We start from the raw sequence: 17,224 nt of genomic DNA, 5'->3' as shown, positions 1-17,224 counted from the left end.
ATCATGAGCATAACCAAACCGATTGATGGAGTTGTATAAATGTAAAAACTTAGTAACAAAACATATATTACGAGGAGAATAACAATGAAACGATTGAAAATGGGACAGGGGATTGCCTGGCTTATTGCATTTGTGTTATGCCTAGGACTTCTTGGCTATTACGCAATGACAGTAATTCAAGGCACAATTAAAGCTAATGACTCGAGCCTTCAGTTAGGCGAGGATGCCACAGATGAGCAGAAGGCTCAGATGGCAAAATACGAAGCTGATAGTCTAAAGTTGGGGCTTGATTTAGATGGTGGTGTTAGTATTACATACGAGGCAGTAGGTGACACTCCTACAGATGAGCAGATGAATGATACAATTCTCAAGCTCCAGCAGCGTATCGAAAACGACCTTGGTGAAGAGAGCTCTACTACAGAGGCTAGCGTTTACCGTGTGGGCGAAAAGCGTATCACAGTTGAAATCCCAGGTGTTACAGATGCTAACGCATTATTAGATGAGCTTGGTACTCCAGGTACACTTTACTTCATCACTCAGTATGATTCTGAGGGAAATGCAAACTACACAATTAATGGTTATGATGCAGACGGAAACATTGACGGAACACTTAACTACGATATTCAGGACTTAATTGACAATGGTTCTGTTATTGCCACAGGAACTAACGTTAGAAGTGCACAGGCTGCTACACAGTCAAATCAGACAACAAACGCTACAGAGTATGTTGTAGAACTTAAATTCGATGACGAAGGAACTACAGCATTCAAAACAGCTACTACAGCAGCAGCGCTTACAGGTGATTCAATTGCAATTTATTACGATGGACAGTTCGTTTCAGTTCCTACAGTAAAGAATGCAATCACAGATGGTAACTGCGTAGTAGAAGGTATGGAAAGCTACGAAAAAGCTGAGAAGCTTGCTTCTTACATTCGTATCGGTGGACTTGATATCGAGCTTAAGGAGATGGAGTCACAGGTAGTTGGTGCACAGCTTGGTGCTGATGCTCTTAAAACTTCATTAATCGCAGCATGTATTGGTCTTATCGTTGTAATGATTTTCTTAATCATCATGTACCTTGTACCTGGTGTTGTTGCATCATTTGCACTTGCTTTATATACAGTACTTCTTATTAGCATTTTAAAGGCATTTGATATTACACTTACACTTCCTGGTATTGCCGGTATGATTCTTTCAATCGGTATGGCGGTTGATGCTAATGTTATTTGCTTCGCTCGTATTAGAGAAGAGATTAAAGCAGGACGCCCTGTAATCTCTGCAATTGAGACTGGTTTCTCAAAGGCGCTTTCAGCTATTCTTGATGGAAATATTACAACACTTATTGCAGCAGCAGTTCTTGGAGTTCTTGGTTCAGGTTCTGTAAAGGGCTTTGCAGTTACTCTTGCACTTGGTGTTGTTTTATCAATGTTTACAGCTCTTGTTATTACAAGAATTCTTATCAATGCTGTTTATGCACTTGGTATCAAAGATGCTAAATTATATGGTAAGGCTAAGGAGCCTACAAAGTTTGATTTCGTTGGTAGAAAAGCAATCTTCATTAGCATTTCTATTTTAATTATTGCAGCAGGCTTCATTTCAATGGGAGTTCACAAGGCAACTGATGGACAGGGCCTTAACTACTCACTTGAATTTATGGGTGGTACATCTACTACTGTTGATTTTGCTGAGCTTCAGTCAGATGATACTATTAACAATCAGATCATTCCTGATATCCAAACAGTTATCGGAGATGCTTCTGTTCAGAAGAGTACAGTTGATGGTACAAATCAGGTAATCTTCAAGACTCGTACACTTTCACTTGATGAGAGAACAGCTCTTAACGAAATGTTTGAATCAAACTATGGTGTTGCTGAATCATCAATTACATCACAGAGTATTGGTTCTACAATTTCTGGAGAAATGCGTTCACAGTCTACAATCGCCGTACTTGTTGCTGTATTATTCATGCTTATTTATATTTGGTTTAGATTCAAGGACATCAGATTTGCTTCAGCAGCGATCATCGCCCTTGTTCATGATGTACTTATCGTATTAGCACTTTATGCAATCGTTCGTATTTCAGTTGGTGCAGCATTTATTGCATGTATGCTTACAGTTATCGGTTACTCTGTCAACGATACAATCGTTGTATTCGATCGTATTCGTGAGAATCACAAGGCTGTTAGAACAGAGACACCAGAAACACTTAAAGAACTTGCTAATTCTTCATTAGCACAGACTCTTTCACGTAGTATTTCAACATCAATTACTACTGCAATCATGGTACTCATGCTTCTCATTTTAGGTGTATCTACTATTAGAGAGTTTGCATTACCACTCCTTGCTGGTGTAATTGCTGGTACATATTCATCAATCTTTATTGCTACACAGCTTTGGTACATCTTTAAAATTAAATTTAGCAAGAAAAACTAATGTATTAGATTAGGAGAAAGAAAATGATAGACATTAAGTTCTTACGCGAGAATCCAGACGCAGTAAAAGAGAATATCAAAAAGAAATTTCAGGAGCACAAGCTCGGCCTCGTTGATGAGGTCATCGAGCTTGATGACAAGAGACGTGCTACTCAGCAGCAGGCTGATGACATGAGAGCAAAAATGAATCAAGCTTCAAAGCAGATTGGTGCTCTTATGGGTCAGGGCAAAAAGGAAGAGGCTGAGGCAGTTAAGGCTGAGGTTGCTGAACTTAAACAGCAAATCAAGGATCTTGAGCCAGTTGAAAAGGAGCTTGCTGATAAGGTAGAGGAAATCATGATGAAGATTCCTAACATTATCGATCCAACAGTTCCAATTGGTCCAGATGATTCTTGCAACGTAGAAATCGAAAAGTTTGGTGAGCCAGTAGTTCCTGATTTTGAGATTCCATATCACACAGATATCATGGAGAGATTCAATGGTATAGATATGGATGCAGCTGGAAAGGTTGCAGGTAATGGTTTCTATTACTTAATGGGAGACATTGCTCGTCTTCACTCAGCAGTTATTTCTTATGCTCGTGATTTCATGATTGATAGAGGATTTACATATTGTATTCCACCTTTCATGATTCGTTCAAACGTAGTTACTGGTGTTATGTCATTCGAAGAAATGGATGCTATGATGTACAAAATCGAAGGTGAAGACCTTTACCTCATCGGTACATCAGAGCACTCTATGATTGGTAAGTTCATCGATACACTTAATGATGAGGCTAACTTACCTTATACACTTACAAGCTACAGCCCATGCTTCCGTAAGGAGAAAGGTGCTCATGGTATTGAAGAGCGTGGTGTTTACAGAATTCACCAGTTCGAAAAGCAGGAGATGATTGTAGTATGTAAGCCAGAGGATTCAAAGAAATACTATGATGTCCTTTGGAAGAATACAGTTGATTTATTCCGTAGCTTAGACATTCCTGTACGTACATTAGAGTGCTGTTCAGGAGACCTTGCAGATCTCAAGGTTAAGTCTTGTGATGTAGAGGCATGGTCACCACGTCAGAAGAAGTACTTTGAGGTTGGTTCTTGCTCAAATCTTGGTGATGCTCAGGCACGTCGTCTTAAGATTCGTGTTAAGGGCGAGGATGGCAGCAAGTACTTTGCTCACACACTTAACAACACAGTTGTTGCTCCACCACGTATGCTTATCGCATTCTTAGAGAACAACCTCCGCGAAGATGGTTCTGTTGCTATCCCAGAAGTACTTCGTCCATACATGGGTGGCAAGGAAGTCCTTGTACCAATTAAATAAAATGCCTTAATAGAGGCGAAACGGTTTTGGCTAAACAGTATAAAATAAGCAGCTCATAACTTGGGCAAGCGCGAGCAGGGGTGCTAAAGGTCCAGTGGACCTTTGTTCAGCACCGACCGGAGTAGAACGGAGAAAGAGTCATGCGAGTTAGGAAGGAACCGCGAAGCGGGAGGTTGCCTAACGAAGTATGAAGGGTGCCCTGCGGGAGCATGAAAAACTTGGGGCTGCTTGTAGGTAGGGTTTTTACAATGTAGTTTATTGTAAGAATTTAGAAAGAGAAATTTATGGGAATTCAGAGTAGAGAAGATATTAGAAACATTGCAATTATCGCACACGTAGATCATGGTAAAACTACACTTGTTGATGAGCTTTTAAAGCAGTCAGGTGTATTTAGAGAGAACCAGGAAGTTGCAGAACGTGTCATGGACTCAAATGATATTGAGCGTGAGCGTGGTATTACAATTCTTTCAAAGAACACAGCAGTATATTATAAGGGTACAAAGATTAACATTATCGATACTCCAGGTCATGCTGATTTCGGTGGTGAAGTAGAGCGTGTTCTTAAGATGGTAAACGGTGTTGTACTTGTTGTTGATGCTTTCGAAGGTGCAATGCCACAGACCAAGTTCGTTCTTATGAAGGCACTTGATCTTGATTTACCTGTAATTGTTTGTATTAACAAAATTGATAGACCAGAAGCGAGACCTGATGAGGTTATCGATGAGGTTCTTGAGTTGTTTATGGATCTTGATGCTTCTGATGAGCAGCTCGATTGTCCATTTATTTATGCTAGTGCAAAGGAAGGCTTTGCAATTAGAAGCCTTGATGAAGAGCACAAAGATATGACAGCTCTTTTCGAGACAATCGTTGATTACATTCCAGCTCCAAAGGGAGACCCAGATGCTCCTACTCAGGTACTTATTTCTACAATCGATTACAACGAGTACGTTGGACGTATCGGTATTGGAAAGGTAGAGAACGGTTCTATCAAGGTTAACCAGGATGCAATCGTAGTAAATGCACATGATCCTGAGAAAAATAATAAGGTTCGTATTTCAAAATTATTTGAGTACGATGGACTTGAAAAAGTAGATGTGAACGAAGCAAATATCGGTTCTATCGTAGCTATTTCAGGTATAGCTGATATTCACATTGGAGATACAATTTGTGCAGTAGACGCACCAAATCCAATTCCTTTCCAGAAGATTTCTGAGCCTACTATTTCAATGAACTTCATTGTAAATGATAGCCCACTTGCTGGTCAGGAAGGAAAGTATGTAACATCTCGTCACATTAGAGAGCGTCTTATGAGAGAGCTTAACACAGACGTATCACTTCGTGTTGAAGATACAGATTCTCCTGATTCACTTAAAGTTTCAGGACGTGGTGAGCTTCACCTTTCAGTTCTTATTGAGAACATGCGTCGTGAAGGATACGAATTTGCAGTATCAAAGGCAGAGGTTCTTTACAAGACAGATGAAAAGGGACACAAGCTCGAGCCAATGGAGCGTGCTTATGTAGATGTTCCTGATGAGTTTACAGGCGCAGTTATTGAGAAGCTTTCTCAGAGAAAGGGCGAGCTTCAGAATATGACTCCTATCGCAGGAGGATACACACGTATGGAGTTCAAGATTCCTTCACGTGGACTTATTGGATATCGTGGAGATTTCATGACAGATACAAAGGGAAATGGTATAATCAATACAATTTTCGATGGTTATGAGATTTATAAGGGAGACATTGCTTATCGTAAGCAGGGCTCACTTATTGCATTTGAAACAGGAGAGTCAGTAACATACGGATTGTTCTCAGCACAGGACCGTGGAACATTATTCATTGGACCAGGTGAGAAGGTTTATTCAGGAATGGTTATTGGACAAAGCTCTCGTGCAGAGGATATCGAGCTTAACGTTTGTAAGAAAAAGCATCTTACAAATACTCGTTCATCATCAGCAGATGAGGCTCTTACACTTGTTCCACCTAGAGTCCTCAGCCTTGAGCAAGCATTAGACTTCATAGATGTAGATGAGCTCTTAGAGGTAACTCCAGAGTCACTTCGTATCAGAAAGAGAATTTTGGATCCACTCATGAGAAAGAGATCTAGCATCAGAAAGTAGGATATATGGAAAAGGGAACTATTCAGATATACCATGGGATAGGACAGGGTAAATCTGCAGCTGCACTTGGAAACGCAATTCGATTTGCAGCTGAAGGCAAAACAGCTATTATTATTCAGTTTCTCAAGTCAGAGGTTAATACAGAATATTTCGAAAAGCTTGAGCCAGAAATAAAGATATTTAGATTTGAACGTACCAAAGAAGGATTTGATGATCTTAGCGAAGAACAAAAGCAAGAAGAGATTATCAACATCAAAAACGGTCTTAATTATGCGAAAAAGGTGCTCGGAACAGGCGAATGCGATTTACTTATTTTAGATGAATTCCTTGGAGTTTTAGATGAGGGAATCGTTTCTGAGCAGGATATTATTGAGGCTCTAGAAGGACGTTCGATTACAACTAATGTTATCATTACAGGTTTGAATATCACGCCAGGTATAGCAGGTGTTGCGGATAGTGTTTTAAATATTACACCTGAGAAATAGGTTTATTAGAGGGGTTATGTTATGAATAATGTATTGGCGATTGATGGGGGCACTTACCTTGGATTTGTAGTTTGTGTAGCCATGTTACTGTTTATCATGGCTATGCGAGCTTTTGACACAAAAATGCGCAATAACTTTATTAATTTAGTATTTGCTATGCTTCTTGCGTTTTTGGCAGCAGTGGCAGACATGAAGCTTGCCACTTTTGCGTATCCAATGAACCTTAGGTATACAGCTAAAATCATCAAATACATAAGTCAAGGTATCATGGAATACTTTGTACTTGTTATTGTGGTTAGGGAATTTTCTGAGAACACCAAAAAGTGGCTTATTGTGCCATTTTTTGTGATGGTTGCTATAGTATTATCAGCACCAGTTAATCCGCAGGTATTCTATTTTACAGCGGATAATCATTTCGTTAGAGGACCTTTAGGTAATATCGTATTCATTCAAGCTGCTATTTATGTAATTATTGCCATGCTGACATGTATACATAAATGGTTTGATGGATATCAGAAGGACGCAACCGTTATTCTGTTTATTCTATTTATGGTATGCGTGGGAGTTGTCCTAGAGGAAAATCATATTTTCCCAAATTGCGCATTAGAATCTAGTGCATTAGGAACCTTGTTCCTTTATATTTATACATATGCTGAGCGATATAATGTTGACTCAGTATCCCGCTGCTACAAGCGCAGATGCTTTTATGCAGACGGCAAAAAATACAGTCGTTCTGAGATGATGATTATTTCGATGGATTTAAATGATCTTAAATACATTAACGATAATTATGGTCACAAGGCTGGTGATATAGCTCTTCTTACTTTTGCAGAGGTGGTTCGCAGTGTCAAAACAAATAAATATATTCTCTATCGTACTGGTGGAGATGAGTTTATGATTCTTGGCATTAAGGCTACTATGGATGAGGCAAAGGAGCTAGTAGAATTAATAAAAGAAAAACTATCAGAGACACCATACGCCTGCTCATTTGGAATCTACGGTTACAAACCGGGAGATGATTTTGATGCCGCTGTGGTAAAAGCTGATAAAGCTATGTATGATGACAAGAGCATATACAAGGCAAGCAAAAATTTAAGAAGTCACGCTAGAAACGATGATTACGATAGCAGACTAGAAATTGAGACATTTACTAACAATATAAGTTTTTTGGGTTGAGGTGTTTAAATGACAAAAGTAGTTATGCATGGCTGTAATGGCCATATGGGACGAGTTATTACTGATTTGTGTGCAGCTGATGCGGACATCACTATTGTTGCTGGCGTTGATAAATTCAAGGGTATCGCTAATGAATATCCTGTATACGATAGCTTATCAGAGGTAAAAGAAGAATATGATGCAGTAATAGATTTTTCTAATGCTTCTGCCGTTGATGGCTTATTAGATTGCTGTGTAGCAAATTCAAAGCCTGTAATTCTTTGCACAACAGGCCTTTCAGATGAAATGCTCAAGCATGTAGATGAGGCTTGTAAGAAGATTCCTGTATTGCGTTCTGCTAACATGTCACTTGGTATCAATACATTATTTGACCTTTGCAAAAAAGCAACTCAGGTATTTGCTGATGCAGGTTATGATATCGAGATAGTAGAAAAGCATCACAATCAGAAATTAGATGCACCTAGTGGAACAGCCCTTGCTCTTGCAGATGCTTGTAATGAGGCTCTTGATGAGAAATACGAGTATTGCTACGGTAGAGCAGACAGAAGAGAAAAACGTCCAAAGAACGAAATCGGTATTTCTGCAGTTAGAGGTGGCAATATTGTTGGCGAGCACGAGGTCATCTTTGCAGGTTTAGACGAAGTTATTACAATCAAACATACAGCATATTCAAAGAGTGTGTTTGCAAAGGGCGCTGTTGAGGCTGCTAAATTTATCGTTGGCAAATCAGCAGGTCTATACGATATGAAACAAGTTATTGCTTCAAAATAGGGGAAGAATTATGTACATTCAGCTCAATTCACAGATAATATGCTATGAAAAGACCGGCGAGGGTTCGCCGGTTATTCTTATACATGGAAATAAAGGAGATCATCATACCTTTGATGCCTTAGTAGCTACCATGAATAGGGATCATACTGTCTATGCAATGGATTCTAGAGGCTACGGAGAGAGCGCTACACCAAAGGAATACCACTACAAGGACATGGCAGAAGATGTTATTAATTTGATTAAGGCATTAGATATTGAAAAGCCTTATTTAATTGGATTTTCTGATGGTGGAATTATAGCTCTTCTTGTTGCTATAAAGGCCAGCAATTTATTGTCTGGTATTGTTTGCTGTGGAGCTAATCTTACACCTGACGGTATTCATAGACGTGACCTTAAGGAAATGAAAAAGGAATACAAAAAAACAGGTGATCCAAAGACTCTTATGATGTTAGTGGAGCCAAATATTAGTGAATCAGAGCTGAGAGCTATTAAAGTGCCTGCAATGATTATTGCAGGAGAAAATGACTGTATTAAGGAAAAAGAAAGCCAGAGAATAGCTGCAGCCATTCCTCATGCCCAATTACAGATACTTCCAGATGAGAATCATTTTAGTTACATTGTTGGGACTGACAAGCTATACAGAAATATTTGTGATTTCATAAGTTGAGCACCTATTGCCAAAAGCACTATACCGTGTTACAATCTAAGAAAATTGTTACAAAATTGTGAACGCTATTAATTTGCACGATTTTAGTAACACGGGTGGAGCTTGGGGGTCATTGGTAAGATGCGCTGCAATAAAAAGAATATATTACAACATCTAAATATAGTGATAATCATTGCAGTTTTTGCAATGATAGTTTTCTGTCGCTTTTCTACCCAGCATAAATTTATTGATAATACAATTACAAAACAAATCAAACCATACGCTGTTGCCAATCTCGAAGATGGATCAAAGGAATATTTCTTTGATTTGAGAAGTTGTGGCACAGAGTATTCTTGTATTCTAGTTTATACATCCCATGATATTATTTCAGCTTATAGTGTTGGTCGAGAGATTTATTCCTTTACCCAGACTGGTGGTATTTGGGGATCCACTACAGGCTCTAAATACAATTTCATAGATATTAATGAGAAAATGGCTAATATAGTCGTACATGTTACTCCATGCTATGACGTTGTGGCTGATCAGGAATTGACTTTTTATATAGGTTCTACATACAAGATGTATAATGAGATTATGACTTCATCTATGCCTAGATATATTGCTAGTTTGTCATTGCTTAGCCTTAGTATCTTGCTTATTATTTATTACTTTGCAATGAAAGAAAAGCAGGGGCTACGTATAGATTTGATTTATTTAGCCTTCTTCACTTTATTCTGTGGACTATGGTCTCTTGTAGAGACAGATGTATCTTCGCTTACAGTGCATAACAAAATAGCAGAGTCCTTGATTCCATATGTTTGTTTAATGTTTGTAATTCCACCATTTATTTTATTCTTTGACGAATACCTTAAACTAAAAAGTAAATGGTTCAAAAACATCATTATCACATATTCTATGGTGCAAGCTGGAGTTCTTTTCATTCTTCACTTTACAAAAATAGCTGAGTTTAGAGAAACACTTCCTGCTATGCAAATTTTGCTTCTTATTACAACACTGTACTCAGTAATAAGAGTTGTAATTAAAATCATTAATAGAAACTTTTCTAGACAGGTATACATTTGTGCTATTGGACTTACATTATTTGCCATAGCTATGATTGTAGACGTTACTGCATACTACAATTCTCTTGGTGATGCAGATATCATGGGTAGATATACCTTCTTGATTTTTGTATTGTTGTTAACTTGGGACCTTCTTAGAGGTACATACGAAGTTATTGCTAAGGGACGTAGAGCAAAACAGCTCGAGGTATTTGCTCTTACTGACAGTATGACTGGATTGCTTAATAGAAATGCCTACGAGAGTCAGGCAGGCAGCGAGAACAATCTTAACGGACTTGTTGCTGTTGTAGCAGATGCAAATGGACTGAAAAAATGTAATGACACCCTTGGACATGAAGCAGGTGACAAATACATTTCAGTTGTTGCAGATATATTTAATAGTGTATTTGGAAAATATGGCAACTGCTATCGTACTGGTGGTGATGAGTTCTGTTGTATCATCACCCAAGGAAAGCATCTTAATATGGAACGTCTCAAGAAGCTATTCCTTACAAAGGTTTATACAGAAAACCTAGAGGGTGGTTACGAGTTTGATTTAGGCGTTGCCATTGGATATGCGAGCTATGACGCATCAATTGATGAAGGATTCAAATCCGTAGTCAAGAGAGCAGATACTCACATGTACGAAGACAAGAGATCTAGCAAACAGCTAGGTTAGATTTCTAAGTTATTCATCCAGTCCACTAGTTCTTGAAGACCTTCCTCGGTGAATTCAGCAGTATTGATTTGCTTTTTTTCATCAGGAGTATTTTCAGAACTAAATGGGCCAGGCCATATTGTAGCCTGAAACATATCAGTGTCAGTATCTTCAGGATGAATCTTTTCTATTTTATAACATTTGTTTTTATCGCTCCCTGTAAAAGAGGGAGCTTTTTTATAATATCCTAATGATAATAGTCTTTTTCTTTCAATCATAATGTAAACCTCTTAACTAATTGTCTACTCGATTATAAACAAACATCAAGACTTTGTCATCAAAGAATGGTAGAATAAAAATATATAAGAGAAGAGGGGTAAGGCTTATGGATAAGGGCAGAATCTTTAGAATTATCTGTGGATTCATGATTGGAGTAATAGTTATTATCCTGATAGAAATGTTTGTCAGTGATGATGACAATACTTTAAGCGTGGATATCGATATGACGGTCCCATATTCAGACAGTGCTAGCTGGATGGGCTATTTGTCGGATGAGACATATCTTTCGGAATTGTCTATTCCTGGCACCAATAATAGCTGCTCCAGATATGTATTTTGGGGATTTGGAAATCGTTGTCAAGATACTGATGTGAGCCAACAGCTTAAAGACGGATTTAGATATCTTGATTTAGATGTTGCACTTGATAGTTCATCTGAGGGTGACACAGTCAAGATGGTAAATGGGTCTGTAGATTGTCACACTGATGGTAATCTGTTCTCTGATAGTTTACACTTAACTGATGTGACTGCAGATATGTACAAATTCCTTCAAGAACATCCTGAGGAGACAGTCATTGTAAATTTGAGCATCGAGGATGAGGCTAATGCTAGCAAGGTCCAGGACTTAATTGATAGTGAAATCAAATCCAACAAAGATTATTGGTATACAGGTCAGGAAATTCCTACACTAGGAGAGGTCAGAGGCAAAATTGTTCTTGCGAGAGGCTATAAAGCTAATGGGTCTCTAGAGGGACTTGAAATGATATGGGATAAACAGAACAATAAAGCACCTGTGGATATTCCTTATGATTTATATGTAAATGATGAATTTAGATTGTGGGTACAGGATAGGTACAATTATTCAGTGGAGGATAAATACGAAGCGCTAGTGGATGGATTTGAGAATTGTGAGGCTGATGAGAATACATTCTTTATTAACTTCGCCAGCACGACAGGCAATGGAGTGTTTGCTCATCCTAGAGGCTATGCAAACAACATAAACGAATTATTATTAGAATACAAATTCAAAGCTGGTACTAGCTATGGCATAATAAATGTAGATTTTGGCGATGAGAATATTGCTAGAAAAATCTATTATTCGAATTCATTCTAATATTTATATAAAGGAGGATACAAAATGGCTAATATGGAAGAGGAGCAGGTAAATCCTATACTTTTAGAATTCTTAGATACTGATTCATTTGAAGAAAAATATAAGATTTTGGTGGCAACACCTACAATGGACTTTGATAATCTTCTCATTGACAACATGGCATCATCAATTGATGTAGTAATTGAAGATGGGGATATCGAATCTAGATTACAGGACTTAAAGGTCTGTGTAAGAACTAGAGCTAAATACGAAACAACGCGATTTAGAAGATAAAACTAGGTTGACTTGTAAGATTAGTCTCGCCGGTATAGGAAGATAATTGTTTATAGCAATTATTTTTCTATACCGGCGAGATTTTGTTTAAGCTTATTTGATTTCAAAAAGTTTAGAGGTACAAAAGTCTACAAATAGCTGTGCTGTTTTGGAAAGTGAAACAGTGCCATCATAGCAAATAGATATTTGTGAATTAATCTCTGGGATTATAGGAACATAAGTCCATAACACTTCTTCGTGGATATTTTTAAGTCCATTTGTGGGAGCTGTTAAGTGCTTATCCATTAGCAGGGCAACACAATTTTGGGTTGAAACCATATCTAAAATCGAATCTATTCTGTGACTGGTAAATATAACATTTGGAATAAATCCAGCACGTCTACAGGCATCGATACCGATTTCATACATAAGTGAGCCTTCCTTTATTAGGCAGAAATTTTCATTTTTTAACTCCTGTAGGGTTAGCTCTGATTTCTCAGAAAGAGGATGCAACTTTGGAATTAATGCAACTAGCCTATCCTTCAAATAAGGGATACGTTTTATCTGCTCATTCTTGAGAAAATTATTTTCAAAGTCAGCTTTTGTTTCTCTGGTAAATACTAGTTCGCAGGTTTTGTTCTCCAAATATCTTTTCAGATTTATAGGATCATCCTCAGTGACTCTCACTGTTACATTAGGATATTGATTTTGGAATTGTGATATGAGCGAGGTCACCTGATATTGTGGCATAGATGGAAATGTGCCAAGGGTAAGTAGACCATTTGCAATATTTTGTAGTCGCTTAATTGCAGTAAGCCCTTCGTACTCGGTATCAGATATGGTTTTGGCATAAGGCAAGTATGCTAAACCGTAGTCTGTTAGCTCCACTCTTCTGGTGGTGCGAGTAAATAGTGGCACTCCTAGATAGTTTTCTAGAGCTTTAATATGCTTAGAAAGCGTAGATTGATTCATAAATAATCGTTCTGATGCTTCCCAAAAATTTTTGGTTTCTGCCAAAACAACAAATTCATGTATATATTCTGTATTCATGGTCCCCTCCAATTTAGCTATAGTCTAACATAAATTAATTCCAAATGTGACTTAATGTCTGCAAAAGTTGAATTGTTCATCACTTTTTTACTTTTTATAATTACTAAAAATAGGAGAAAAAGGAGAAAAGCTATGAATGATAAATTGCTATTTGATCCCAATAATTACGAGGACAGAACCTGCACATTAAATGGTAGAACAATCAAATATAGAGCTTATATGGGGATTGATTATTGCAAAAATCCTGTAGATAAAATTCAAAAGATGAATATCTATGTGCCACAGGCATTTTATCAGGAAGAAACAGTTAATGGGTATACTTTAAAAACTGTGCCAATTTTTATGCCAAACACTGTTGGTGGGTACATGGAAGGACCAGCCGATGAGCCGGGCAAAAATTTCCTTGGAATTATCAATGCTACCTTTGAAGCCTTGGACCATGGATATGTGGTTGCTTGTCCAGGTATCAGAGGAAGAAATACAGGCATGGCATCTAAGGAATTTTTTGTTGGGGGCAATTCTGGTAATAATACAAATGAAAATGGAAAGCTTGTAGGTCGTGCGCCAGCCTTAGTTGTAGATATGAAGGCTGCAATCAGATATTTACGCCATAATAAAGATGTGATTCCAGGAGACGTTGAGAAAATTATCACAAGTGGAACCTCTGCTGGTGGCGCATTGTCTGCTATAACAGGTGCATCTGGCAACAGCAAAGATTATGAAGCTTATCTTAATGAAATAGGTGCGGCTGATGAGCGAGATGATATTTTTGCAGCAAACTGTTATTGTCCAATTCATAACCTTGAGCATGCAGATATTGCTTATGAATGGCTATTTAATAAAGAACATGTTGCTCACATGTTGAGATTTGAAGAGGTGGACGGAAAGGTTGAAATGTTCCCTTTTGAAATAGAATTAAATGATGAGCAAAAGAAAATTAGTGATGAATTAAAGAAAGCTTTTCCCGAGTATTTAAATAGCCTGGTGCTAAAGGATGAAAATGGAGCGCTACTAACCTTGGATGATAATGGCGAGGGCACCTTTAAGGACTATATTTTTAAGCAAGTAATAAAGTCAGCAGAAAGAGAGCTAGAAACACATGAATCCTTTAAACGCCATCCAGCCCTTAGGGTAAAGGATTCAGATGTTGAAAAACAGGATTCCCTTACAATAGAAGGAACAAAGGTAAAGGCTGTTGATGCTGATAAATACGTAAAGGCTATTACCAGAATGAAGCCAGTTCCTGCCTTTGATAATTTAGATTTAAAGAGCCCAGAAAATGAGGTGTTTGGTGATGAAAATGTATTTGCTAGACATTTTACAGAGTATTCAAAAGAACATTCACATTGTTCAGCCCAGCTTGCAGATGAAAAGGTAATTAAGCTGCTAAATCCAACAATGTATATTGGCAAAGCTGATACAGCAAAGCATTGGCGAATAAGGCATGGCGCATTTGATAGAGATACGTCTCTTGCTATCCCAACAATTCTTTCTTTGTTGTTAATGAATAATGGATATGATGTTGATTTCTTCATGCCATGGGGATTGCCTCATAGTGGCGACTATGATTTGCCAGAATTGTTTGCATGGATTGATAGCATTTCGAAATAGTGGAGGAATATATGGGCGAGATTAATGATTTAAGAAGTGCACTTAAGTTTCTGAAAAATCAGCCGGGCCAGCTTGTGGAAACTGATGTGGAGGCTGATCCAAATGCAGAAATTTCTGGAATTTATAAATATGTAGGAAGTGGTGGAACTGTAATACGTCCAACCAAAGAAGATGGACCCGCCATGTTATTTAATAATATAAAAGGATTTTCCCATGCTAGGGTTGCTATAGGAGTCCTTTCCAGCAGAAAACGTGTAGGACTACTTCTAGGTACAGATTATAAGACTCTAGGCTGGAAACTTAGAGACGCGGTAAAAAATGCTATTCCACCTGTAAATATTAAAGGCGCTGCCCCTTGTCAGGAGATTATTCATAGGGTTACTGATGCTGATTTTGACCTAAGAAAGCTGGTACCAGCACCTACAAATACCCCAGAGGATGCAGGCCCATATATAACCATGGGACTTTGTATGGCAACAGATCCAGAAGATTCTGAGGTCTCAGATGTTACTATTCATCGACTTTGCATTCAGTCAAAGGACGAAATGACAATGTGGATTACTCCGGGTAGTCGTCACATTGGTGCCATGTGGGATAAAGCTTTAAAGGCAAACAAGCCTCTTCCTATTTCGGTTTCTATAGGACTGGATCCAGCTATCTATATGTCTGCAGGCTTTGAACCGCCAACGACTCCATATGGTTTTAATGAACTGCAAATTGCTGGGGCTCTCAGGGGAAAACCAGTGGAACTGGCTAAGTGCGTATCCATTAATGAGCGTTGCATTGCACGAGCAGAATATGTAATAGAAGGTGAGCTTACACCAGGCATCACAATACGTGAAGACATTAATTCAGGTACAGGTAAAGCCATGCCAGAATTCCCAGGCTATACAGGAGAAGCAAAGGGGGACGATTTGCCAAACTATCTTCCTGTAATCAAAGTAAAAGCCGTTACCACAAGGACGAACCCTATTATGGAAAGCTGTATAGGCCCAAGCCATGAGCATGTTTCAATGGCTGGCATTCCAACAGAAGCTTCCATTATTGATATGGTTGAGAGAGCAATGCCAGGCCGCTTGGTAAATGTACATGCAGCTCCATGTGGCGGTGGCAAATTTGTTTCTATTATTCAGTTTAGAAAGAATAATATAAATGATGAAGGACGACAACGACAGGCTGCACTTTTGGCCTTTTCAGCATTTTCCGAGATGAAGCATGTGTTTCTGGTGGATGAAGATGTTGATATTTTTGATATGTCGGATGTTATGTGGGCAATGACCACAAGATTCCAGGGAGATGTGGATTTCATCCCTATTCCAGGTGTGCATACTCACGTGCTTGACCCAAGCAATGATCCTGAATATGACCCATCAATAAGAGTTCATGGAATTGCTTGCAAGGCAATTTTTGATTGCACTGTTCCATTTACTCTTAAGGATAAATTCCAGCGATGTAAATTCTTAGAGGTGGACCCTAAAAAGTGGCTGCCGGATATGGAATTTTAATAGGTGTATAATTTATGAAAAAAAGATTAATTGTAGGTGTTAGTGGTGCTTCAGGAGCACCGCTGGCATTGAAACTTTTAAAAGAATTGAAAAAAGTTGCAGATGTGGAATCTCATTTAGTAATAACCCATGGTGGCGAGCTTACCATAGAAGAGGAATGTGGAATGAGCCTTAATCAATTTTGTTCCTATGCTGATGTCTGCTATAACAACAATAATATTGGGGCAACCTTAGCAAGTGGAACATATAAAACATTAGGGATGGTGGTATGCCCATGTAGTATGAAAACAGTAGCGGGAATTGCCCATGGATATTCAGACAATCTGTTGCTGAGAGCAGCTGATGTTGCATTAAAGGAACAACGTAAGCTGGTTTTAGTTACTAGAGAATCCCCACTTTCAAAAATACATCTTGATAATATGGCTTATTTAGCTGGAATCCCAAATGTGTTTATAATGCCACCTGTAATAAGCTATTACTCACAGCCTAAAACCTTGGCAGATGTAGAGCAGCAAATTGTGGGCAGAATTCTTGATAGATTTGATATTGATGCAGGATTAAAACGATGGAATCCTCATGGCTAGAAGGGACCTCTATGATTAGAACTATAGAAAAAAGCACAATTGTATTAGGAAAAGAAATAAAAGCCATTATCGAATTTACGGATAATGGCTTAAATGGTTTGCGCGCCATGGGCGCGCTCCAACGGGTGAAAGTCCCGAATACGCCTAGGTAACAAGGAAGTATATAGCT

At 38.4% G+C, this 17,224-nt stretch carries 16 protein-coding genes; 14 read left to right on the top strand and 2 right to left on the bottom strand.

Going from position 1 to position 17,224, the window contains the following annotated elements; all coding sequences use genetic code 11:
* The first annotated feature begins 84 nt into the window (after nt 1-84).
* The 8 genes from secD to E7276_RS13975 all read left to right on the top strand — a co-directional run bounded on the left by secD (nt 85) and on the right by E7276_RS13975 (nt 10,681).
* On the top strand, nt 85-2,433 hold the full coding sequence (gene secD / locus E7276_RS14010) for a protein translocase subunit SecD (protein WP_294218916.1): 2,349 nt from the start codon (nt 85-87) through the stop codon (nt 2,431-2,433).
* Between the two features lie 23 nt (nt 2,434-2,456).
* Nucleotides 2,457-3,746, top strand: a complete 1,290-nt coding sequence (gene serS / locus E7276_RS14005; RefSeq protein WP_294218913.1) for a serine--tRNA ligase — start codon at nt 2,457-2,459, stop codon at nt 3,744-3,746.
* 284 nt (nt 3,747-4,030) lie between these two features.
* Complete coding sequence (gene typA / locus E7276_RS14000; protein WP_294218910.1) at nt 4,031-5,863, top strand: translational GTPase TypA; 1,833 nt, start codon at nt 4,031-4,033, stop codon at nt 5,861-5,863.
* A gap of 5 nt (nt 5,864-5,868) precedes the next feature.
* On the top strand, nt 5,869-6,348 hold the full coding sequence (locus tag E7276_RS13995; RefSeq protein WP_294218908.1) for a cob(I)yrinic acid a,c-diamide adenosyltransferase: 480 nt from the start codon (nt 5,869-5,871) through the stop codon (nt 6,346-6,348).
* Nucleotides 6,349-6,369: 21 nt separating this feature from the next.
* The gene (locus tag E7276_RS13990) at nt 6,370-7,524 is read left to right on the top strand and encodes a GGDEF domain-containing protein (RefSeq protein ID WP_294218905.1); all 1,155 of its coding nucleotides are present in this window, start codon (nt 6,370-6,372) and stop codon (nt 7,522-7,524) included.
* A 9-nt stretch (nt 7,525-7,533) separates the two neighbouring features.
* Nucleotides 7,534-8,295, top strand: coding sequence for a 4-hydroxy-tetrahydrodipicolinate reductase (dapB, locus tag E7276_RS13985; protein WP_294218902.1), 762 nt, complete (start codon nt 7,534-7,536; stop codon nt 8,293-8,295).
* Between the two features lie 10 nt (nt 8,296-8,305).
* Nucleotides 8,306-8,962, top strand: coding sequence for an alpha/beta fold hydrolase (locus E7276_RS13980; protein ID WP_294218900.1), 657 nt, complete (start codon nt 8,306-8,308; stop codon nt 8,960-8,962).
* Between the two features lie 120 nt (nt 8,963-9,082).
* On the top strand, nt 9,083-10,681 hold the full coding sequence (locus tag E7276_RS13975; RefSeq protein ID WP_294218897.1) for a sensor domain-containing diguanylate cyclase: 1,599 nt from the start codon (nt 9,083-9,085) through the stop codon (nt 10,679-10,681).
* On the opposite strand, the gene E7276_RS13970 is transcribed toward E7276_RS13975, so the two are convergent.
* Nucleotides 10,678-10,938: a hypothetical protein gene (locus E7276_RS13970; protein WP_294218895.1), complete on the bottom strand. Its 261-nt coding sequence runs from the start codon at nt 10,936-10,938 to the stop codon at nt 10,678-10,680. The genes E7276_RS13975 and E7276_RS13970 overlap by 4 nt on opposite strands.
* A gap of 107 nt (nt 10,939-11,045) precedes the next feature.
* Between E7276_RS13970 and E7276_RS13965 the strand changes: the two genes are divergently transcribed.
* Entirely contained in the window at nt 11,046-12,053 is a 1,008-nt protein-coding gene (locus E7276_RS13965; RefSeq protein WP_294218893.1) for a phosphatidylinositol-specific phospholipase C domain-containing protein, read from the top strand.
* Nucleotides 12,054-12,077: 24 nt separating this feature from the next.
* Nucleotides 12,078-12,326, top strand: a complete 249-nt coding sequence (locus E7276_RS13960) for a hypothetical protein (protein WP_294218889.1) — start codon at nt 12,078-12,080, stop codon at nt 12,324-12,326.
* Nucleotides 12,327-12,419: 93 nt separating this feature from the next.
* On the opposite strand, the gene E7276_RS13955 is transcribed toward E7276_RS13960, so the two are convergent.
* A complete protein-coding gene (locus E7276_RS13955) occupies nt 12,420-13,355 on the bottom strand; it encodes a LysR family transcriptional regulator (protein ID WP_294218886.1) in 936 nt (311 codons plus the stop codon).
* A 132-nt stretch (nt 13,356-13,487) separates the two neighbouring features.
* Here E7276_RS13955 and E7276_RS13950 point away from each other — a divergent pair, with 132 nt between their 5' ends.
* From E7276_RS13950 to E7276_RS13935, 4 genes are read left to right on the top strand one after another with little or no spacing between them, the layout of a single operon-like run.
* The gene (locus E7276_RS13950) at nt 13,488-14,966 is read left to right on the top strand and encodes a subtype B tannase (RefSeq protein WP_294218883.1); all 1,479 of its coding nucleotides are present in this window, start codon (nt 13,488-13,490) and stop codon (nt 14,964-14,966) included.
* 11 nt (nt 14,967-14,977) lie between these two features.
* Complete coding sequence (locus E7276_RS13945) at nt 14,978-16,471, top strand: UbiD family decarboxylase (protein WP_294218880.1); 1,494 nt, start codon at nt 14,978-14,980, stop codon at nt 16,469-16,471.
* A gap of 14 nt (nt 16,472-16,485) precedes the next feature.
* Nucleotides 16,486-17,055 (top strand): UbiX family flavin prenyltransferase, encoded by a 570-nt coding sequence (locus tag E7276_RS13940; protein ID WP_294218878.1) that lies wholly within the window; start codon nt 16,486-16,488, stop codon nt 17,053-17,055.
* An 11-nt stretch (nt 17,056-17,066) separates the two neighbouring features.
* Nucleotides 17,067-17,207 (top strand): hypothetical protein, encoded by a 141-nt coding sequence (locus E7276_RS13935; protein WP_294218875.1) that lies wholly within the window; start codon nt 17,067-17,069, stop codon nt 17,205-17,207.
* Nucleotides 17,208-17,224: the final 17 nt, after the last annotated feature.

The sequence above is a fragment of the Pseudobutyrivibrio sp. genome (genome assembly GCF_015057185.1).
In the GTDB taxonomy this organism is placed as follows: domain Bacteria; phylum Bacillota; class Clostridia; order Lachnospirales; family Lachnospiraceae; genus Pseudobutyrivibrio.
The sequence above is the reverse complement of the archived record's forward strand: the minus strand, read 5'-3'. Positions and strand labels throughout refer to the sequence as shown.